Source organism: Mesorhizobium sp. C264A, assembly GCF_040324515.1.
Classification (GTDB): Bacteria; Pseudomonadota; Alphaproteobacteria; order Rhizobiales; family Rhizobiaceae; genus Mesorhizobium.
In genome coordinates this window covers 3,324,509-3,344,601 of the sequence record NZ_JAMYVY010000001.1, presented here as the reverse complement: position 1 = coordinate 3,344,601, position 20,093 = coordinate 3,324,509, and the positions used below count along the sequence as shown (strand labels likewise).

Genomic DNA, 20,093 nt, shown 5'->3' with positions numbered 1-20,093 from the left:
GCATCGAAGCCGGCGCCCGTTGACGGGTTGAACGCCGGGACATGCTTGCCGATTTTGCAAGGCCGCTCGGCCTGACGTTCAGGCTCTGGTGGCGCTTCTGGCCGCAGCTGATCGCCATGGTGCTGTTGGGCATTTTGGGCGGCGACCTGTTCATGCAGATCGCCGCGCGCGCCGCCTTCCTCAACCATATGGCGGGCTTGGCGCTGCTGACGCTCGTCGCCTTGACGCAGCTCATCGTCACCGTCGCCATGTTCCAGACCCTGCTTCCCGGCCTGCCGGCGATCCGCGCGGCGCAACAGGCCGCGCGGGACAAAGCCTCCGATAAGACGTCTCGCGAAGAACCGAGCAGCAGCGCCGCAAGGCTGGCGCGCATGGTCACTGTCGCGCTCCTGCCTTTCTTCGCCTATTACGCCGCCTGGGGCTTTCTTGGCGATTCGGTGCGGCAATATTCGCGCGTCACCCTCGACATGGCGCCGTTCGGCGAAGGCGCGGGTAATGTGCTGGATGTGCTGGATTCGCGCTGGCTCATATTTTCCGTCGTCATCTCCTGGCTGGTCAGGCGTTTTGCCCAGGCGATGCAGAAGCGCGGCGGCGCAAAGTCCTTCTGGCAAATCGTGGTCGTGATCTGCGAGACCAACTGGATCTTCGTCGGTCTGTACGTCATCTCGCGCTGGAAGGACGATATCGTCGGCTGGATCATGAGCCGCAACATCTTTTCCACGCTTCAGGCTGCGGCCGACGGCGTCGCCAATCCGGTTTCCGCCGCCTTTGCCGACCCGATGGTGCCAGTCGAAGTCACCTCGATCGATACGACAACAAAACTCATCGCGCTGTTCTTCTTCATGCTGCTGCCGGTGATCTGGCTGGTCATGACGGCGTTGATCTATGGCTATGATGTACGCGACGACAAGGAACTGCTGCGCGTGCACGACCGGGTCGAGCGCCTCGGCGCCCGCTATCGAAGCATCCCGAAGTTCATGCGCGACTTCGTCGAACACTTCATCTCCGGCTATCGCTCGCGCTATCTGCCGATCGCCAATGGCGTGCGCATCACGCTGAGCTCGGGTGTCGTGCTCATGCTCACGCTGATCGTCGGCTATCGTCTCATCGACTGGCTGGCGGCATGGGCGTGGCTCGGCGCGACGCGCATCGCCGGCCCGCACGATCTCGACATCTGGCAGGTGCTGTCCGAGGGCGTGTCGCTGCTGTTCGGCAGTGCCTTCCAGGACTCATCGACCGGTATTCTGGTCGAGCCGTTGCGCATCTGCTTCCTTGCGGCGATCCTCGAAACGGCATTTGCGCTGCCCAAGCGCCGGGCCAGCGAGGCTGCGCAGCCGGCTGGTCCGGCCGGTCCGGAAGGCGAGGCGCAGAATGCTTGAAACCGCCCGATCGCGGCTGAAAGCGTGGATTGCCGCCGGCATCGGCACGGCGGCGGCGATTGCCGTTGCCGGCGTGCTGGGCGCCTTCGGGGAAAGGCATGCGCAGGTGCCGGTTCTGGCTCCAGCCGGCCCGATCGAAACCGGGCAATGGCTGCTGCGGCCGGCGAAGGCCTATGTCAGCGCCCAGAAATATGTCTATGGCACGTTGCGCAAGCCCGGGACCAAAGCGCTGGTCTTCGAGGTCGACATGACCAACCGCACGGCCCAGTCGACGAAGGATTATTTCGAACTCTTCCAGGCAAGCCAGCCGGCTGTCGACCCGGCGACAAAACCGTACATCGTGCTGACGCGCGACGAGACGCTGTCGCCGGAACTGCACCCGGATATGCCGGAGCGCATGGCCTATATCTGGGAGCTGCCGGAAGGTGCTGCCGCTCCAGCCAGCCTCGACCTGACAGTCATCCGCAAAATCTACAAACAGCGCGACAACCTCTACGGCCTGCCCGGCTGGTTCAATCCGAGCCCGGTCGGCACGCTGACCATTCCTGTCGCGCCCGATGCTGGAGGCCAGCCATGATGCGCAGACTGGCCAATCTCGTCCTGCTGCTCGCCGCCGTAGCGCTCTGCTACGGCTTGCAGGTTTCGAAGCCGCACTATGCCGACCTGATTGGCCCGATCCCGGTACGGGGCAATGTTGGAGAGACAATCGTCGGCCGCAGCTTCGAGGTGCGCGCGGAAAAGCTGGAGTTTGCGCGCAAGCTCAAGGCCGACCGGTTCGGCGAGACCAAGGTGCTGACCACTGGCGGCGTGTGGGCGGTGGTGACCGTCGAGTTCGCGGCCAAGGCTGCGTCCACGATCGTCGCGGTCGCCTCATGGCGCGGACCAACGGGCTTGACCTACGACCACACCGAGCGGCTGTCGTTCATCAACAAAGGCATTCTCCCGGTAGCTGTCGACCCCGGCCTGCCGCGGAAGGCGAGGCTGGTCTTCGAGGTGAGGCCAGAGGAGGCCGGCAACGCGACGGTGCTGATTTCAAGCAAGCTGATGGCGGCGCTCGATTCGCAGGCCGAGATTTCGATCGGACCGGTCGCAGCCGGTTCCGACGGCCTGCCTGCCGGCACCGTCGGCACGCTCGATCTGGCGCAGCCGATCGATGGGCAACCGAAATGACGGCGCTGATTGAGGATAGAGGGCTGACGGAGAAAAAATGGCGCCGCCGCAGCCTTTGGGCGCTGCTTGTGCTCGTTCCCCTGACCCTGGCGGTGCAGGCCTATGACAGCGTCAAGGCGCTGCTCGGCGACAACGATCTGTTCGAGCGCCGCGTGGCCTGGGGCCAGAGCGCGCATTTCGGCGGCAGCGAGTGGAAGCTGACCGATCTGCGCGGCGCCTTCGGAATGAAGAACCTGCCGCCCGATTCCGTACCGGTGCTCGCGGATTTCGCGGTGACCATCGACGATCCCGACCTGCAGAACCTCTGGCTTGGCTGCAAGGTGATGCTGATCGATGCCGAGGGAAGGCGCTGGTCGCCGACATCGGCGGTAAGGCTGAACGCGCCGGACAATGTTCAGACCTGCATTTCCGCGATGTTTTCGGGCGCCAAGGCCGGGGACACGATCAAGCTGCGCGAGACATTCCTGGTGCCGAAGGACGTCACCAGGACTATACGACCAGCGGTCGGCGTTGCCAGCGAACGGCCGCATTTCCTGCTGTTCCAGATGGAGAAGGACTGATCTCCGGCGGCCCCGGCGATCCTCAGGGATAAAGCCGTGTCTTGTCCCAGCCGCCTTCGGCGTTGCGCGAAAAGACCAGCCGATCGTGCAGCCGGAATGGCCGGTCGTGCCAGAACTCGATCGCCTGCGGCACGATGCGGAAGCCCGACCAGTGCTTGGGCCGCGGGATTTCGCCGATAGGGTAGCGCGCCGTGTATTCGGCCACCGCCTTCTCCAGGGCAAAGCGGCTTTCCAGCGGCCGCGACTGTTTCGAAGCCCATGCGCCGATCCGGCTGCCGCGCGGCCGCGTCGCGTAATAGGCGTCGGCTTCAGCGTCGCTGACGATCTCCACCGGACCGCGTATGCGCACCTGGCGGCGCAGCGATTTCCAGTGGAAGCACATCGCCGCCTTCATGCTGCCAAGAATCTCGCGGCCCTTGGCGCTCTCGAAATTCGTGTAGAAGACAAAGCCGCTTTCATCGAAACCCTTGAGCAGCACCATCCGCACATCCGGCATGCCGTCGGCATCGACGGTTGCAAGTGCTACGCCGTTGGCGTCGTTGATTTCGCTTTTCTTGGCGTCCTCCAGCCACTCAGCAAAGAGCCGGAACGGCTCGGCGGCTTCGGTAAAGTCACTACTTGTTAACTCAGTGTCACTCATAGTTTTTCTCAAATTGTCTCGAGCTTCAGGAGGTTGCCGATTGTCGCGTATCGCGCAAGCTTTTGACAGCGGGCAATGGAGCGTTATCGCTTCGGCCAGTTCGAAAGCCGTGATCGTGATTATCGCACTGCCGCTTGCCGCCTGCGGCGCCGGCGGCTTCAGCCTGGAAAAGGCCGAGGTCGATCGTTCCATCGTCACCTCAAGCGCGCCGGCCAGGGTGACATCGACGGACGCCGACAGCGCTTCCGACCAGACCACGATCGGCAATGCGGTGTCTTCGGCCGACATCGAGGAGCTTCGCGGCCAGGCCGTGCCGTGGGCGAATGCCGACACCGGCTCGCGCGGCTCCATCACCGAACTCGCCGAAGTGCAGGACAACGGCCAAGACTGCCGCAGCTTTACCGCCTCGCGCGAAAGCTTCGACGGCGTCACTTTGTTCAAGGGCCAATTGTGCATCGCCGCGGCCGGCGGCTGGCACATGCAGGACTTCAAACCGCTCTGATTTTCCAGGGTTTGCGGGCGCCGCAATTTCAGCCTCGATAAGCCTGCGCGCCACTGGAATTTCTTCCTATGGGAGCGCATATAAGGGCCAACGTGGATTTAACTCATTTTCCAGGGCAGGACGCATGCGCGACCCCTATGAGGTGCTGGGCGTTGCCAAGAACGCATCGGCCAAGGACATAAAATCGGCCTACCGCAAGCTCGCCAAAAAGTATCATCCGGACCAGAATCCGAATGATCCCAAGGCCAAGGACCGTTTTGCCGCCGCCAATCAGGCCTATGAGGTCGTCGGCGACGAGAAGAACCGTGCGGCCTTCGACCGCGGCGAGATCGACGCCGACGGCAAGCCGAAATTCCAGGGCTTCGAGGGCGCAGCCGGCGGCGGCGATCCGTTCGGTGGCTTCCGCCGCCAGCAGGGCGCCGGCGGCCCGCGCTTCGAATTCCGATCCGGGCGTCCGGGCGGCGATCCGTTCGACGGCAACAGCGATATCTTCAGCCAGATCTTCGGCGACGCCTTTTCAGGCGCGCGTGGCGCCGGAACAGGCGACCGCCGCCAGCAGGCGACCGCCGCCGATCTCAACGTCACGCTCGACGTCACCATCGAGGAGATAGCGACCGCAGAAAAGGTGACGGCGATGTTCCCCGACGGCCGCAAGATTGCGGTCAAGCTGCCGGTCTATGTCGAGGACGGACAGACCATCCGGCTGAAGGGCCAGGGCGAGCAGGGGCCGGGACAGCCGGGCGATGCGCTGGTCAAGATCCGTATCCGCAGGCACCCGCGCTACCGCATCGAGGGCCGTGACCTGCATGCCGATCTGGAGGTAGCGTTGGCCGACGCGGTGCTGGGCGCCAAGGTGCCGGTCGACACGCCGACCGGCAGGCTGGCGGTCAACATTCCGGCCTGGTCGAGTTCCGATAAGGTGCTGCGCCTGAAGGGCAGGGGCTTGCCGGAAAAGGCCGGCGGCCATGGCGATCTCTACGCCCATGTCCGCATCATGCTGCCGGAAGGCGGCGACAGCGAACTCGAAGCGCTGATGCGCAGCCGCAAAGGCTGACGCGGCTCGACTTCGCTGGCTAACTGCCGGGCGCCACTTCCTCCATCCGCCGGATGGTTTCGCCGAAGCGGCGCAGCGCCTGCCGTACCGGGACATGCGGGCTCTCGATCTCCAGCAGGATCATCGTCTCGCTGCCGAGGAAGGCGGCGCTGACCAGGCTGGTCACTTCGGCGGCGGAGAATGGCCCGAGGCCGCCGAACCGCCGCTCCGCCTCTTGCGCCAGTCCGTCCAGCAGTTCGAACCAGCCGCGCAGGTCGCGGCGCACCGCCTTGGCGATTTCGGGGCTCGACAGGCTTGCCGCGATCATCTCGTGCAGGATCCGGACATAGCCGGACGCCAGATCATCGTCGAGGAAATCGCAAGCGCGCTCCCAGCGCTGCCACAGCGGCATCGGTGCCGCAAAAGTCTCCGCCTGGCGCTTCAGCAGGCCCTCGTTCAGATGGTCGAGCAGGGCCAGGAACAGCCGTTCCTTGGAGCCGAAATGGTAATGGATCTGGCTGAGCGGAACGCCGGCGATCTCGGCAACGCGGCGCGTCGACAGATCGGCATAACCGCCTCGATGGAGGCATAACTCGGCAGCCGAAATCAGTTCGGCGCGCGTGTCGCGCTTTTGCTTGTTCTGCGGCGGGGTAACGGCTTGGGCAGCGTCCGTCATGCGGCGTGGCTGCCGCTGGTAGCGGTGCAATCTGGGCGGATCATAGCTTCTCCTGTCGGGGGCTGGACGTCCCTCCACTCTATCTCGGTCGAGCGACCGATCAAGTTGACTCGTCAGAGAATTTATGGTTTTTGACACTGAATTCGGTCGACCGACCGAATCCTGATGCTTGCATGGAGGGGCAGTCATGGCGGGCGTAATCACCCTTATCTACGGCGTTGCCGCATACCTGATTTTTCTCGGTTCGTTTCTCTATGCGGTCGGTTTCGTCGGCAACATGGTCGTGCCGAAATCGATCGATTCCGGAGTCGCTGGAAGTCCGGTCGAAGCCGTCATCGGCAATGCACTGCTGCTCGGCCTTTTCGCCGCCCAGCACAGCATCATGGCGCGGCCGGTTTTCAAGCGCTGGTGGACACGGATTGTCCCGCACGCGGCCGAACGCAGCACCTATGTGCTTTTGGCCAGCCTCATCCTGCTGCTGCTCTACTGGCAATGGCGGCCGATTCCCGGTCTCGTCTGGACGGTCGAGAACCCGGTCTGGGTCGCCGTCATCCATGGCGTGTTCTGGCTCGGCTGGGCGGTATTGTTGACCAGCACCTTTCTGATCAACCATTTCGAACTGTTCGGCCTGCGCCAGGTTCTCGCCGCTTTGCGCAAGAGCGAACCGGCGCCGCCCGTGTTCAGGACGCCACTGTTCTACAAATGGGTCCGGCACCCGCTCTATGTCGGCTTCCTCCTGGCCTTCTGGGCGACGCCGTCCATGACATGGGGCCATCTCCTGTTCGCGGTGGGCAGCACCGGCTACATCTTGCTCGGCATCTTCCTCGAGGAACGCGATCTCGTCGCGATGTTCGGCGATCAGTACCGAAGCTACCGCAAGCAGGTGGGAATGCTCATTCCCTGGCGCAAAATGGCTGGATAGGGCCGATGCGTTGCCGGCCAGCCGATTCGGCTGGTCGGGCGGGCCTGGGCCATCAAGGCGCGCTGGCCGCAGTGAGGCGTTCAAATCTCACAACAACGATATTATCCCCCATTCGTTGTCACGCCGAGTGTCTGAATTGAACGCGCGCCCCGTCTGCGCTTGATGCGCCTTTCTGCCTGTGCGATAGGCACTCCAAAGCAGAAAATCTTTCGGAGAGCGCTGACATGGCGGGTGGACAGGGCCTTATGGCCGGCAAGCGCGGCCTTATACTGGGCGTCGCCAACAACAGATCGATTGCCTACGGCATCGCCAAGGCCTGCGTCGACCATGGCGCCGAGATCGCGCTGACCTATCAGGGCGAGGCGTTCAAGAAGCGCGTCGAGCCGCTGGCTGCGGAATTGGGCGCCTTTGTCGCCGGTCATTGCGATGTCACTGATCCGGCGAGCCTCGACGAGGTGTTTGCCAATGTCGCCAAGCATTGGGGCGGCAAGCTCGACTTCCTCGTCCATGCCATCGCCTTTTCCGACAAGGACGAGCTGACCGGACGCTATGTCGAGACGACGCGCGACAATTTCCTGCGCACCATGGACATTTCGGTCTATTCCTTCACCACCATCGCCAAGCGCGCCGAAGCGCTGATGACCGACGGCGGCTCGCTGCTGACGCTGACCTATTACGGCGCCGAAAAGGTCATGCCGCATTACAACGTCATGGGTGTCGCCAAGGCCGCGCTCGAAGCCAGCGTGCGCTATCTCGCCGTCGACCTCGGCGGCAAGAAGATCCGCGTCAACGCCATCTCGGCCGGGCCGATCAAGACCTTGGCTGCTTCGGGCATCGGCGACTTCCGCTACATCCTCAAGTGGAACGAATACAATTCGCCGCTGAAGCAGACCGTCACCCAGGAAGAAGTCGGCGATTCCGCCGTCTATTTCCTGTCGGACCTGTCGCGTGGCGTCACCGGCGAGGTGCACCATGTCGATTCCGGCTATCACGTCGTCGGCATGAAGGCGGTCGACGCGCCGGATATTTCGACCGTCAAGGAATAGTTCTGCCGCGGTTTCCGCCCGCCTGTCCTGATTTCCGGAAGACCTGATGGTTCCGCTCGTCTACATCGTGCGCCATGGCCAGACGCAGTGGAATGCCGAGTCGCGGCTGCAGGGCCAGGCCGACACCGATCTCAACGCGCTCGGCCGCGAGCAGGCGACCCGCAATGGACGGCGGCTGGCCGAACTGATCCAAAACCCTGAGGATTTCGACTTTGTCGCCAGCCCGATGAAGCGGACGCGCGAGACGATGCAGCGGCTGCGCTTGGCGATGCAGCTCGATCCCGATGCCTACTGCACCGACCCGCGTCTGGTCGAGGTGCACTTTGGCGACTGGCAGGGCTTTACCTATGCCGAACTCGACGCGCGAATGCCGGGCTCGGCGAAGGCGCGACGACGCAACAAATGGAATTTCCAGCCGCCGGGTGAGGGCGCCGAAAGCTACCAGATGCTGCTCGAACGGGTGAAGCCGTGGTTCGACGCGCTCGACCGCCAGACGGTCTGCGTCACGCATGGTGGCGTCGTGCGGACCCTGTTCAGGATGGTCGAAGGTGTTTCCGAACACGAAGCGGCAAACCTGGAAGTGCGGCAGGACCGGGTGCTCAGGCTGCAGGACGGGCGTCTGGATTGGCTTTAGGTTCGAGCAGATAAAAACAGGACGACCGTCCTGTTTATCCGGGCAGGGCTCCGCCGAGCGGCAAGGGCCTGTGCGATGTCGGTGTTACTCGGTGTCGGGCAGTTCCATGTCGGTGACGACGTTCTCGCCATTCGTCACGTCATAGGCAATGACGATATCCATGCCCGGTTTCAGCGAATCGAGATCGGTCTCGGCGTTGAGCTTGAAGGACTTACCGTCCTCCAGCGTCAGCGTCAGCGCGTCCTTGTCGACCTTCTTGATCAGGCCTTCGGTCTGGCCGGCATAGGCGGCGGTGGAAATCAGCAACATGGCGGCAGCAGCGCCAATCAGGGTACGCATCGTCGTCCTCTTTGTCATTGCGCCTGCACGGATGGCGGCGAGCTTTCAACGGGCGCATGGAAGAGAGCAGAAACCAACCGAATGTGTCAAAACTAAAACCGCCGGATCACAGTTTGACCGCTGTGGAAAACGCCAATAGAACGCACCTTTGATCCGGTCCGCTGCCGGGCAGGGCTAAAATTCATGTCTCACAACACATTCGGCCATCTCTTCCGCGTCACCACCTGGGGCGAAAGCCATGGCCCGTCGCTCGGCTGCGTGGTCGATGGCTGCCCGCCCGGCATCCGCTTCACGCGGCAAGAGATACAGGCCGAACTCGACAAGCGCCGTCCCGGCCAGTCGCGTTTTGTGACGCAGCGCCGCGAACCGGACGAGGTGAAGGTGCTGTCCGGCTTCATCCTCGACGAGAACGGCGAGACGATGATCACCACCGGCACGCCCGTCTCGATGCTGATCGAGAATGTCGACCAGCGCTCCAAGGACTATGGCGAGATCGCCCGCCAGTACCGCCCCGGCCATGCGGACTACACCTATGACGTCAAATACGGCCTGCGCGACCATCGCGGCGGCGGCCGTTCTTCGGCCCGTGAGACCGCCGCTCGCGTGGCGGCCGGCGCCTTGGCGCGCAAGGTGGTGCCCGGAATGGTGGTGCGCGGCGCACTGGTCTCGATGGGCGAGAAATCCATCGACCGCGCCAACTGGAACTGGAATTTCATCGGTGACGCCGAAAACCCGTTCTTCACCCCCGATCCGGCCTCGGTTCCGGTCTTCACCAGCTATCTCGACGGCATCCGCAAATCCGGCTCCTCGGTGGGCGCGGTTATTGAAATCATCGCCGACGGCGTGCCAGCCGGCCTTGGCGCGCCGATCTATGCCAAGCTCGACCAGGACATCGCGTCCGGCCTGATGTCGATCAACGCCGTCAAGGGCGTCGAGATCGGCAACGGCTTCGAGGCCGCGCGCATCACCGGCGAACAGAATGCCGACGAGATGCGCATCGGCAATGACGGCAAGCCGGTCTTCCTGTCCAACAATGCCGGCGGCATTCTGGGCGGCATCTCGACCGGCCAGGCGATCGTCGCCCGGTTCGCCGTCAAGCCGACCTCGTCGATCTTGACGCCGCGAAAATCCATCGACAAGGACGGCAACGACGTCGACGTCATGACCAAGGGCCGCCACGATCCCTGCGTCGGCATCCGTGCCGTGCCGATCGGCGAAGCCATGGTTGCCTGCGCCATCGCGGACCATTATCTGCGGCACCGGGGACAGACAGGCCAGGGATTAGGCAGTAGAGATTAGGCAATAGGCCAGCCCGTCCTTCCTTCCCTAACTCCTACTGCCCAACCCCTATTCCCTGCGAGCGAAGCGAGCCAATGCCATACGATCAGAAGAAAATCGTCGAAGCCATCCGCGCCTTCGAACGCGGCGAGATCGTCGTCGTCATGGACGATGACGGGCGTGAGAACGAGGGCGACCTGATCGTTGCCGCCGTGCATTGCAGCCCGGAGAAAATGGCCTTCATCATCCGTCACACCTCCGGCATCGTCTGCACGCCGATGCCGCGCGAGGAGGCCAAGCGGCTCAATCTGCAGCCGATGGTCGCCGACAATGATTCCGCCCACACCACGGCCTTTACCGTCAGCGTCGATTTCAAGCATGGCACCACCACCGGCATTTCGGCCGAGGACCGCACCCTGACCGTGCGCAACCTGGCCAACGGCAATGTCGGCGGTTCGGATTTCGTCCGGCCCGGCCACATCTTCCCGCTGATCGCTAGGGAAGGCGGCGTGCTGATGCGCTCGGGCCATACCGAAGCCGCGGTCGATCTCTGCAAGCTTGCCGGCCTGCCGCCGGTTGGCGTGATCTCGGAGTTGGTCAATGACGACGGCACCGTCAAGCGCGGCCCGCAGGTGGCGAGCTTTGCCGAGGAACACGGCCTCAAGCAGGTCTCGGTCGCCGACCTCATCGCCTACCGGCAGCGCAAGGAAACGCTGGTCGAACGCGTCGCCTGCTCCGAAATCGACACACTCGGCGGCAAGGCGCAGGTCTTCACCTACACGCTGCCTTGGGATTCCATGCACCATGTCGCGGTCGTTTTCGGCGACATCCGTGACGGCGAGGACGTCCCGGTGCGGCTGCATTCCGAGGATGTGGTGACCGACGTGTTCGGCACCAGCCACCGGCTCGACGCCATTATGAAGGCGATGGGCGAACGCAAGCGCGGCGTCATCGTTTACCTCCGAGAGGGTTCGGTCGGCGTCGCCCATCAGGAGCGCAACCGGCCGATGAGTGCCGACCGTGAGGACCACGAAGAGGCCCGCCGCCGTGAGAACGAGTGGCGAGAAATCGGCCTCGGCGCCCAGATCCTGAAGGACCTCGGCATTTCCTCGATCAACCTGATCGCCTCGCGCGAGCGCCACTATGTCGGGCTTGAAGGCTTTGGGATTCACATCGCGAAAACTGAGATTATCTAGTTTCTCAGGTGGATGGCGCGTCGGAAGGATTGCGCGGGCAGGTCACATGCGTTTGTGATTGGCCGAAGCCTTTCCGCGGTCGTCATCCTATGGCGAAGCAAGGAGCGAAGCGACGCAGCGCAGACATAGGACCCATGCCGCGACTTCGACGCGTTGCAACGGTGCAGAATTCTGCTCCGCTGCACCCTTCGGTCAAGGTAACGGAATGGGTCCTCGGGTCTGCGCTTCGCTTCGCGTCGCTCCGTGATGACGACGCCAGAGGCCTCACCTAATTCCGAACGTTTGCGGTGGTCTCCAAAGCGAACGTCAGGCCGCGTCCTTACTCCGCGGGAACGGCGGCCGCGTCGCATCCGTCCAGCTCGCATGTGTGGGTGGCCAGGCTGCGCTGGCCCAGCAACACCGTGACCAATGCGATGACGCCGGCCGCCACCGAGACCCAGAACCCGTTCCTGGCGCCGAACTCATCCACCACCGCGCCGGCGGCAAACGAACCCAGCGCCATGCCGATGCCGATGCCGGTCATCACCCAGGTGATGCCTTCGGTCAGCATCGCTTCCGGCACGTGCCGCTCGATCAGGCCGAAGGCGGTGATGAAGGTCGGCGAGATCGCCACGCCGCTGATGAAAACGGTCAGCGCCAGCAGCGGCACCGTGCCGGCGGTGAGCGGCAGCAGCGTGCCGAGCGCGACGAGGGCGACCGCGAGGGCCAACTGGCGCTGCAGCGGCGCTTTCATGTTGAGCGCACCGACGACGAGGCCGAGCACGAACGATCCCAGCGCATAGACGCCGATGACGAGGCTGGCGGCGCCCGGCTGGCCGAGTTCCTTGGTGATCGCCACCGTGCTCACTTCCGTCGTCGCGAAGGTGGCGCCGACGAAGATCAGGGCGAAGGTGATGATCTGCACCGGCCGCAAGCGGATTGCCGAGCCGCTGGAGACATGGTCCACCGGCCGCACTTGCGGTTCGGTCGAGCGTTGCAGGATGAAGGCGGTCGAGCCAAGGGCGAGGAACACCGTGCTCACCAGGACGCCGGCTTCGGGGAAGAGCGCGGCGCTCAAGCCTACCGACAGCGACGCGCCGGCGATATAGACCAGTTCGTCCGCAGCCGACTCGAAGGCGAATGCGGTGTTCATCTGCGGCCGGCCGCGGAAAATCTCTGTCCAGCGCGCGCGCACCATGGCCGGCATGCTGGGCATGGCGGCGGCCGCCAGCGCCGACACGAACAGCGTCCACACCGGCCAGTCCCGATTGGCTGCGGCAATCAGCACCGCGAAGGCGAGCACGGTGAGGATGGTGGTCGGAACCACGATCCGCGTCTGGCCAAGGCGATCGACCAGCCGTGATATCTGCGGCGCCACGAAAGCGTTGCTCAGCGCGAAAGTCGCCGAGACAGCTCCCGCCAGCCAGTATTCGCCACGTGTCTGCGAGAGCATGGCCACGATGCCGATCGGCGCCATGGCGATCGGCAGCCGCGCGAGGAAGCCCGCGGCGGCAAACCCCTTGGCTCCAGGGGCACGAAAGATTTCCGAGTATGGGTTTTGCATGGCTGGTTCCTCGACAAAGGCCAATTCGACAATTACATACGATGCGTATGAATATAGGTAGTCCATACGCCGCGTATGTCAATTAGCATACGAAGCGTATGTGAATAAGGCCAGAACCATGCACAGACCCCGCAAGGAGATGATTGCCGAAACGCGCGCCAAGCTGATCACGGCGGCCCGCCACGCTTTCGGCACGATCGGCTATGCCGAGGCCTCGATGGATGATTTCACCGCCTCGGCCGGGCTGACGCGCGGTGCGCTCTATCATCATTTCGGCGACAAGAAGGGCCTGCTGCAGGCCGTCATCGCCGAAATCGATGGCGAGATGGCCGTCCGCATCCATGAGATTGCGTCGCGGGCGCCAAGCCGCTGGCAGCGTTTCGTCGACGAATGCACGACCTATATCGAGATGGCGCTGGAGCCGGAAATCCAGCGCATCATGTTTCGCGACGGTCCGGCTGTGCTCGGCGATCCGGCGCAATGGCCGAACGCCAATGCCTGCGTCGGCTCGATGACCGATCATCTGACGGCTCTGCAGCAGGAGGGGGTGGTCGTCCCCGGCGTCGACCCCGAAACCGCCGCCCGGCTGATCAACGGCGCCAGCAGCCAGGCGGCGCAGCGCATCGCCAATTCGAACGACCCCGAAGCGACGTCGAAGACCGTGGTGGCAGCCTTCCAGCAGTTGCTCGAAGGCTTGCTTAAAAAGCAGGATCCGCAGCCGGCCTGAAATCTGGTCGGCCGAGACCCGGCATTTGCCGAGATTGACAATTCCCGGCCCGGGTTCATCCTCGCCGTCCATCTCTGAGGGGAGATTCGGGCGCATGTGGGATTTCGAAATCGGCAGGTCGGTGTCCATCATGATCAGGACATGGCCATTCATCGTCTTTCGCATGATCGTCTATTTCGGCATCACGCTCGCCTATATCGTGGCGACCGGCAGCGGCGCCTCGGTCGGCTATGGCGTCGGCCATATCTCCACCGATCCCGACGGGCCGCTTTCCTTTGCGCTCTGGGGCGGCATCGTCGGCATCGGCGTCGTTTCGATCGCGCTGTACTGGATCCGCGAATACATCCTCTATGTCGTCAAGGCCGGCCATATCGCCGTCATGGTGCATCTGATCGACGGCCGCGAGATTCCCAATGGCCAGGACCAGATCGCCTACGCCAAGGATGTGGTGAAGGAACGTTTCGCCGAGGCCAACATCCTTTTCGTGCTCGACCAGCTGGTCAAGGGCGCCATCCGCGCCATCACCGGCCTGATCGGCGGCATCGCCGCCTTCCTGCCCATTCCGGGCCTCGGCGGCCTGGTCGCTTTCATCAATACGGTGATCCGCCTGTCGCTGACCTATGTCGACGAGATCATCCTCGGCTACAATATCCGCATCAACTCGTCCTCACCGTTCGAAACCGCCCGGCAAGGCGTCGTGCTCTATGCCCAGAACGGCAAGACCATGGTCAAGAACGCCGTCTGGCTGGCGGTCATCATGTGGGGTGTGTCCTTCGTCATCTTCCTTTTGATGCTGGCGCCGGCCGCCGCCATCATGTGGTTCATACCGGGGCAGCTCGGCGGCTGGGCCTTCGTGCTCGCCATCCTCCTTGCCTGGGCCTTCAAGGCGGCTTTCATCGAACCCTTCGCCATCGCCTGCCTGATGCAGGTTTATTTCAAGACCATCGAAGGCCAGGTGCCGAACGCCGAATGGGACCAGCGGCTGGCCGAGGCGTCGTCCAAGTTCAGGGAACTCAGGGACAAGGCGGTGGCTTCCTTCGGCGGCTCGCGCTGGACGCAGCCCGCGCCCGGGGTGTAATCCCTGTTGAGCGTCGGGGCGGTGCGGCGTCAAACCATGGTCAAAGCGGCCGGGCGCGCCTATATCGGGTCATGGTCACCAGGCTCTATACCCATCCGATCTTCCTCGAACATCTGACGCCCCCCGGTCATCCGGAGCGGCCGGACCGCTTGCGCGCTATCGAGCGCGTGCTCGACGACGAGGCCTTCACCGCACTCGATCGGGTAACGGCGCCGCAAGGCGACGAGGCCACCATTCTCTACGCCCACCCCGAGGATTTCGTCGCCCGCGTCCGCGCCGCGATCCCTGAGAGCGGCATCGCCTCGATCGACGCCGACACCAGCGCCAGCCCGAAAAGCTGGCAGGCGGTGGTGACCGCCATCGGTGCCGCCAACGCCGCTGTCGACGACGTGTTCGAGGGCCGCGTCGCCAATGCCTTCGTCGCCTCACGTCCGCCAGGCCATCATGCCGAAAAGACCACGGCGATGGGCTTTTGCCTGTTCAACACCGCCGCAATCGCGGCCCGCTATGCGCAGAAGAAACACGGCGCCGAGCGTGTCGCCATCGTCGACTGGGACGTGCATCACGGCAACGGCACGCAGGACATTTTCTGGGATGATCCGTCGGTGCTCTATTGTTCGACGCACCAGATGCCGCTCTATCCCGGCACTGGCGCCAAGACCGAAACCGGCGCCGGCAACATCGTCAACGCCCCTCTGGCGCCGCAGACCGGCTCGGACATGTTTCGCGATGCCTTGCTGTCGCGCGTCCTGCCGGCGCTCGACGATTTCGCGCCCGATCTGATCATAATTTCCGCAGGCTTCGACGCTCACCATCGCGACCCGCTGGCCGAGATCAACCTCAGCGAGGACGATTTCGACTGGGCGACAGGCCAGTTGCTGGAACGCGCCGGGCGCCACAGCGGCAACCGGCTCGTCAGCCTGCTTGAGGGCGGCTACGATCTGCAGGGATTGGCATTTTCGGTCGCTGCCCATGTCGGGCGGCTGATGAAGGGATAAAGTATGGCTGGCGAAGCAAACGAAGACGTCAAGGCGATGAGCTTCGAGCAGGCACTCGACGCGCTGGAAAAGATTGTCGATGATCTGGAACGCGGCGACGTGCCGCTCGACCAGTCGATCAAGATCTATGAGCGCGGCGAGGCGCTGAAGGCCCATTGCGACCGGCTGCTGAAGGCCGCCGAAGACAAGGTCGAGAAGATCAGGCTGTCGCGTGATGGCAAACCGGTGGGAACGGAGCCGCTCGACGCGGAGTAGTGGAATGGGGCGGGCATAAAGCAGATAGGAGTTCAAGCATGTGCAGAAACATCAAGATCCTGTTCAATTTCGAGCCGCCGGCGACCCATGACGAGATCCGCGACGCCGCGCTTCAATTCGTGCGCAAACTGAGCGGAACGACGCGGCCCTCGCAGCGCAACCAGGCGGCCTTCGACCGTGCCGTCGAGGCGATCGCCGAATCGGCGCATGAATTGCTGCATTCGCTGGAAACCACGCATCATCCGCGCAATCGCGAAGAGGTGGCGGCCAAGGCAAAAGCCAAATCGGCGCTCCGCTTCGCCTGAGGACATCCAGATGAGTTTCTTCCCCGGCAAGGACCCTGAGCCTGGCGATGCCTTCGCCAGCGACCAGATCGAGTTGATGGTCATTCCGAATGCCAAGGATATTGGCGGCTTCCAGGTTCGCCGCGCTCTGCCGACGGCAAAGCGGCGGTTGGTCGGTCCCTTCATCTTCTTCGACCGCATGGGGCCGGCGATCTTGCGTGCCGGCCAGGCGATGGATGTGCGCCCGCACCCGCATATCGGGCTTTCCACCGTCACCTATCTGTTCGACGGCAATATCAGGCACCGCGATTCGCTCGGCACCGAGATGGTCATCCAGCCCGGCGACGTGAATTTGATGACCGCCGGCCGCGGTATCGTCCATTCCGAGCGCACGCCCGAAGAACTGCGCGGCGCGCCAATGTCGGTCTCCGGCCTGCAGACATGGCTGGCTTTGCCCGACGGCAAGGAGGAAGTGGCGCCGGTGTTCGAGAACACGGCCGCGCTCCTTCTGCCCGAGATCGACGCCGAAGGTGTTTCCGGCCGCGTGGTGATCGGCGATTTCCAGGGACTGCGCTCGCCGGTAAGAGCCGACACCGAGACGCTCTACGCCGATCTGAGGCTGGCGCCCGGCGCCAGCGTCAAAATTCCCGCCGACGCCGAGGAACGCGCCATCTACACGCTGGACGGCGATGTCTCGGTTTCGGGCGACCGTTTTCCGGCCGAACGGCTGCTGGTGTTCCGGCCTGGTGACGAGATCGTCGTGTCGTCCGAGCGCGGCGCCCATTTCATGCTCTTCGGGGGCGCTTCGCTCGGCTCTCCGCGCCACATCTGGTGGAACTTCGTCTCGTCGTCGAAGGAACGCATCGAACAGGCCAAGCAGGAATGGAAGACGGGCCGCTTCGATATCGTTCCTGGAGATGAGGAAGAGTTCATTCCGTTACCGGACAATTAACGTCAGCATCACCCGCGTCACTGACACGCATTTACATTCCGGCGACGCAGGCATATTTCGCCATGATCGACGCGCATTATAGCTGAGCAGGCCCTTTAACAGTGAACGCAACGCTGCATACGCCGCTTCTCGACAAGGTCCGCATTCCAGCCGACCTGAAGAAGCTTGACGAAAGCGAGCTGCCGCAGCTGGCCTCGGAGCTGCGCGCCGAGCTGATCGATGCCGTCTCGCATACGGGCGGGCATCTCGGCGCCGGCCTCGGTGTCGTCGAACTGACGGTGGCGCTGCACTATGTCTTCAACACGCCGGAAGACCGCGTGATCTGGGATGTCGGCCACCAGGCCTATCCACACAAGATCCTGACCGGCCGCCGCGACCGCATCCGAACGCTCAGGCAAGAAGGCGGCCTGTCCGGCTTCACCCGTCGCGCCGAGAGCGAATACGACCCGTTCGGCGCCGCGCACTCTTCGACCTCCATTTCCGCCGGCCTCGGCATGGCCATGGCGCGCGACCTCTCGGGCGGCCACAACAATGTCATTGCCGTCATCGGCGACGGCGCCATGTCCGCCGGCATGGCCTATGAAGCCATGAACAATGCCGGCGCGCTTGATGCCCGGCTGATCGTCATCCTCAACGACAACGACATGTCTATCGCGCCGCCGACCGGCGCCATGAGCGCCTATCTGGCGCGGCTCGCGTCGGGCAAGACCTATCTTGGCCTGCGCGATTTCGGCAAGAAGCTGACCTCCTATCTCGGCAAGCGCGCCGACCGCGCCATCAAGCGGGCGGTCGAGCATGCGCGCGGCTACGTCACCGGCGGCACGCTGTTCGAGGAGCTTGGCTTCTACCATATCGGCCCGATCGACGGCCACAATCTCGAGCATCTGATCCCGGTGCTGAAGAACGTCCGCGACCATGCCGACGGCCCGGTGCTGATCCATGTCGTGACCCAGAAGGGCAAGGGCTACGCGCCGGCCGAGGCCGCGGCCGACAAATATCACGGCGTCAACAAGTTCGACGTCATCACCGGCGCGCAGACCAAGGCCCCGGCCAATGCGCCGGCCTACACCAAGGTGTTCGCCGAGAGCCTGGTCCAGGAGGCCCGCCTGGACGACCGCATCGTCGCCGTCACCGCCGCCATGCCGAACGGCACCGGCCTCGATTTGTTCGGCGAAGCGTTTCCGACCCGGACCTTCGATGTCGGCATTGCCGAGCAACATGCCGTGACCTTCGCCGCCGGCCTCGCCAGCGAGGGCTACAAGCCCTTCGCCGCCATCTATTCGACCTTCCTGCAGCGCGCCTACGATCAGGTCGTCCATGATGTGGCGATCCAGAAACTGCCGGTGCGTTTCCCGATCGACCGCGCCGGTTTCGTCGGCGCCGACGGCGCCACTCATTGCGGCGCCTTCGACACCACCTTCCTGGCGACGCTGCCGGGCTTCGTGGTGATGGCGGCCGCCGACGAGGCGGAGCTTCGCCACATGGTGCGCACCGCCGGCTATTATGACGAAGGCCCGATCGCCTTCCGCTATCCGCGCGGCAATGGCGTCGGCGTCGACATGCCGGAGCGCGGCTCGGTGCTCGAAATTGGCAAGGGCCGCATCGTCAGGGAAGGCACCAAGGTGGCGCTTCTGTCCTTTGGCACCCGGCTGCAGGATTGCCTGCTGGCGGCCGAGGAACTCGGCGCGGCCGGATTGTCGACAACGGTTGCGGACGCCCGTTTCGCCAAGCCGCTCGACGAGGATTTGATCCGCCGTCTTGCCCGCTCGCACGAAGTGCTGGTGACGGTGGAAGAGGGCGCTGTCGGCGGTTTCGCCAGCCACGTGCTGCAGTTCCTCGCCCATGAAGGCTTGCTGGAAAGCGGTCTGAAAGTTCGGCCGCTGGTGCTGCCAGACGAGTTCACCGACCACGCCAAGCCGGAAAAAATGTATGCCGATGCCGGGCTCGACGCGGCCGGCATCGTGCGCACCGTGTTCGTCGCGCTCGGCCATTCCGCGCGCGCGCAGCGCGCCTGAATCAAACCTCACGCAGCTGAAGCAGTTGCCTGTGCAAGCTTAACACTTTGTTAACGCTTCTCTTTGGCGTTTCGCTTACCGTCTCTTTTGGCCGTTTTTCAACGCCGCCCTGCTAGAACTGCCTCTAGGCAGGGAGTTAAAAACAATGCGAACGCTTCTGTGCGGCGCGGCCCTTTTGGCCGTCATCGCCGCGCCGGCCATGGCCGAGACGCGCTATGACCGCAAGCTCGAACAGGCGGTGGCAGGCATCGTCGCCCGCAAGATGGGCGATATCAGGGGCGCTTTTTCCTACAAGCAGGTGCCGCAGCTTGTCGTCGTGCCGGACGCACCAGTCGTTGCTGTCGAGCGCCCGCGCAAGCAGGCTTCAGATGACGGAAGCGACGGCCTGATGCCGGCCGTTGAACGGCAGGTCTCACGGACGATCTTCTAAAACCACATATCGCGCACGCAGCGCCCATCGCGCGGCAGGTCGTCATAAGTGTCCAGCCCGTCGAAATGGTCGATCGGCAGGTCGGCGACCGCCTCCGGCGGTGCCAGCCTGACATTGACGGCGATCCGCGTGCGGCCGCTGTCGCTGCGGCGCAAACCGCGCCAGGCAAGCACACCAGGCACATGTCGGGCAAAACAGTATTTCCAGCGACGGCGTCTCCTTGCCAGCGCGGGTGTAGGACTGCACAGGCCCCACAAGCCGGATACGCTCGTCGACAAAGTCATAGGCCCAGAGTGTGCCATAGCGGCGGCAAAGCGTGCAATTGCAGGCCGTGATCGGGCCGGGATCGCCTTCCAGGGTCCAGTGGGCGGCGCCGCAATGGCAGGTTCCCGTCAGCATTCGTCTTCCTCCGCATTGCCTGAGCCTCTACATCTTG

The 20,093-nt window shown here is 63.7% G+C and carries 23 protein-coding genes and 1 pseudogene; 19 read left to right on the top strand and 5 right to left on the bottom strand.

Annotation, left to right across the window (positions count from 1 at the left end; all coding sequences use genetic code 11):
- Positions 1–41 precede the first annotated feature (41 nt).
- The 4 genes from NKL04_RS16535 to NKL04_RS16520 are packed head-to-tail and all read left to right on the top strand — an operon-like array spanning position 42 to position 3,109.
- Entirely contained in the window at positions 42–1,379 is a 1,338-nt protein-coding gene (locus tag NKL04_RS16535) for a hypothetical protein (protein ID WP_023702035.1), read from the top strand.
- On the top strand, positions 1,372–1,956 hold the full coding sequence (locus NKL04_RS16530) for a hypothetical protein (RefSeq protein WP_023702034.1): 585 nt from the start codon (positions 1,372–1,374) through the stop codon (positions 1,954–1,956). The genes NKL04_RS16535 and NKL04_RS16530 overlap by 8 nt, the downstream gene beginning before the upstream one ends.
- Positions 1,953–2,549, top strand: coding sequence for a hypothetical protein (locus tag NKL04_RS16525; protein ID WP_023685398.1), 597 nt, complete (start codon positions 1,953–1,955; stop codon positions 2,547–2,549). Before NKL04_RS16530 ends, NKL04_RS16525 begins: the two co-directional genes overlap by 4 nt.
- Positions 2,546–3,109 (top strand): hypothetical protein, encoded by a 564-nt coding sequence (locus NKL04_RS16520; protein WP_023702033.1) that lies wholly within the window; start codon positions 2,546–2,548, stop codon positions 3,107–3,109. Before NKL04_RS16525 ends, NKL04_RS16520 begins: the two co-directional genes overlap by 4 nt.
- Before the next feature lie 22 nt (positions 3,110–3,131).
- Here NKL04_RS16520 and pdxH read toward each other — a convergent pair whose 3' ends face one another.
- Positions 3,132–3,761 carry a pyridoxamine 5'-phosphate oxidase gene (pdxH, locus tag NKL04_RS16515; RefSeq protein WP_081725434.1) on the bottom strand — a complete coding sequence of 210 codons (630 nt, stop codon included), beginning with the start codon at positions 3,759–3,761 and terminating at the stop codon, positions 3,132–3,134.
- Positions 3,762–3,789: 28 nt separating this feature from the next.
- Here pdxH and NKL04_RS16510 point away from each other — a divergent pair, with 28 nt between their 5' ends.
- Together NKL04_RS16510 and NKL04_RS16505 are read left to right on the top strand one after the other, a co-directional pair.
- Positions 3,790–4,251, top strand: a complete 462-nt coding sequence (locus NKL04_RS16510) for an RT0821/Lpp0805 family surface protein (RefSeq protein ID WP_023702032.1) — start codon at positions 3,790–3,792, stop codon at positions 4,249–4,251.
- A 124-nt stretch (positions 4,252–4,375) separates the two neighbouring features.
- A complete protein-coding gene (locus tag NKL04_RS16505) occupies positions 4,376–5,305 on the top strand; it encodes a DnaJ C-terminal domain-containing protein (protein ID WP_023702031.1) in 930 nt (309 codons plus the stop codon).
- 19 nt (positions 5,306–5,324) lie between these two features.
- Here NKL04_RS16505 and NKL04_RS16500 read toward each other — a convergent pair whose 3' ends face one another.
- Positions 5,325–5,960, bottom strand: a complete 636-nt coding sequence (locus tag NKL04_RS16500) for a TetR/AcrR family transcriptional regulator (protein WP_023685402.1) — start codon at positions 5,958–5,960, stop codon at positions 5,325–5,327.
- Positions 5,961–6,147: 187 nt separating this feature from the next.
- On the opposite strand from NKL04_RS16500, the gene mddA reads away from it, so the two are divergent.
- The 3 genes from mddA to NKL04_RS16485 all read left to right on the top strand — a co-directional run bounded on the left by mddA (position 6,148) and on the right by NKL04_RS16485 (position 8,562).
- Positions 6,148–6,882, top strand: a complete 735-nt coding sequence (gene mddA, locus NKL04_RS16495) for a methanethiol S-methyltransferase (protein ID WP_023702030.1) — start codon at positions 6,148–6,150, stop codon at positions 6,880–6,882.
- Between the two features lie 224 nt (positions 6,883–7,106).
- On the top strand, positions 7,107–7,928 hold the full coding sequence (gene fabI, locus NKL04_RS16490; protein ID WP_023727494.1) for an enoyl-ACP reductase FabI: 822 nt from the start codon (positions 7,107–7,109) through the stop codon (positions 7,926–7,928).
- Between the two features lie 46 nt (positions 7,929–7,974).
- The gene (locus NKL04_RS16485; protein ID WP_023702029.1) at positions 7,975–8,562 is read left to right on the top strand and encodes a histidine phosphatase family protein; all 588 of its coding nucleotides are present in this window, start codon (positions 7,975–7,977) and stop codon (positions 8,560–8,562) included.
- Positions 8,563–8,646: 84 nt separating this feature from the next.
- Here the strand turns inward: NKL04_RS16485 and NKL04_RS16480 are convergent, their stop codons facing one another.
- Positions 8,647–8,901: a DUF1344 domain-containing protein gene (locus NKL04_RS16480; RefSeq protein ID WP_023685405.1), complete on the bottom strand. Its 255-nt coding sequence runs from the start codon at positions 8,899–8,901 to the stop codon at positions 8,647–8,649.
- A gap of 183 nt (positions 8,902–9,084) precedes the next feature.
- Between NKL04_RS16480 and aroC the strand changes: the two genes are divergently transcribed.
- Both aroC and ribB read left to right on the top strand, forming a co-directional pair.
- On the top strand, positions 9,085–10,200 hold the full coding sequence (aroC, locus tag NKL04_RS16475; RefSeq protein ID WP_352723863.1) for a chorismate synthase: 1,116 nt from the start codon (positions 9,085–9,087) through the stop codon (positions 10,198–10,200).
- Positions 10,201–10,274: 74 nt separating this feature from the next.
- Entirely contained in the window at positions 10,275–11,375 is a 1,101-nt protein-coding gene (gene ribB, locus NKL04_RS16470) for a 3,4-dihydroxy-2-butanone-4-phosphate synthase (protein ID WP_023668438.1), read from the top strand.
- 319 nt (positions 11,376–11,694) lie between these two features.
- Here ribB and NKL04_RS16465 read toward each other — a convergent pair whose 3' ends face one another.
- Entirely contained in the window at positions 11,695–12,918 is a 1,224-nt protein-coding gene (locus NKL04_RS16465; protein WP_031209622.1) for an MFS transporter, read from the bottom strand.
- Positions 12,919–13,036: 118 nt separating this feature from the next.
- Here NKL04_RS16465 and NKL04_RS16460 point away from each other — a divergent pair, with 118 nt between their 5' ends.
- The 8 genes from NKL04_RS16460 to NKL04_RS16425 all read left to right on the top strand — a co-directional run bounded on the left by NKL04_RS16460 (position 13,037) and on the right by NKL04_RS16425 (position 19,657).
- Positions 13,037–13,645, top strand: a complete 609-nt coding sequence (locus tag NKL04_RS16460; protein ID WP_031209621.1) for a TetR/AcrR family transcriptional regulator — start codon at positions 13,037–13,039, stop codon at positions 13,643–13,645.
- A 94-nt stretch (positions 13,646–13,739) separates the two neighbouring features.
- A complete protein-coding gene (locus tag NKL04_RS16455; RefSeq protein WP_023702022.1) occupies positions 13,740–14,723 on the top strand; it encodes a hypothetical protein in 984 nt (327 codons plus the stop codon).
- 71 nt (positions 14,724–14,794) lie between these two features.
- Positions 14,795–15,721 carry a histone deacetylase family protein gene (locus NKL04_RS16450; RefSeq protein ID WP_023702021.1) on the top strand — a complete coding sequence of 309 codons (927 nt, stop codon included), beginning with the start codon at positions 14,795–14,797 and terminating at the stop codon, positions 15,719–15,721.
- Positions 15,722–15,724: 3 nt separating this feature from the next.
- Positions 15,725–15,976 carry an exodeoxyribonuclease VII small subunit gene (locus tag NKL04_RS16445; protein ID WP_023668433.1) on the top strand — a complete coding sequence of 84 codons (252 nt, stop codon included), beginning with the start codon at positions 15,725–15,727 and terminating at the stop codon, positions 15,974–15,976.
- A 38-nt stretch (positions 15,977–16,014) separates the two neighbouring features.
- A complete protein-coding gene (locus NKL04_RS16440) occupies positions 16,015–16,281 on the top strand; it encodes a DUF2277 domain-containing protein (protein WP_023702020.1) in 267 nt (88 codons plus the stop codon).
- A 10-nt stretch (positions 16,282–16,291) separates the two neighbouring features.
- On the top strand, positions 16,292–17,212 hold the full coding sequence (locus NKL04_RS16435; RefSeq protein WP_023687141.1) for a pirin family protein: 921 nt from the start codon (positions 16,292–16,294) through the stop codon (positions 17,210–17,212).
- A gap of 101 nt (positions 17,213–17,313) precedes the next feature.
- Complete coding sequence (gene dxs / locus NKL04_RS16430; protein WP_023702019.1) at positions 17,314–19,227, top strand: 1-deoxy-D-xylulose-5-phosphate synthase; 1,914 nt, start codon at positions 17,314–17,316, stop codon at positions 19,225–19,227.
- A gap of 145 nt (positions 19,228–19,372) precedes the next feature.
- Positions 19,373–19,657: a hypothetical protein gene (locus tag NKL04_RS16425; protein WP_023668429.1), complete on the top strand. Its 285-nt coding sequence runs from the start codon at positions 19,373–19,375 to the stop codon at positions 19,655–19,657.
- On the opposite strand, the pseudogene NKL04_RS16420 reads toward NKL04_RS16425, so the two are convergent.
- Positions 19,654–20,056: pseudogene (locus tag NKL04_RS16420) on the bottom strand (GFA family protein). The gene NKL04_RS16425 and the pseudogene NKL04_RS16420 sit on opposite strands and share 4 nt — an antisense overlap.
- Positions 20,057–20,093: the final 37 nt, after the last annotated feature.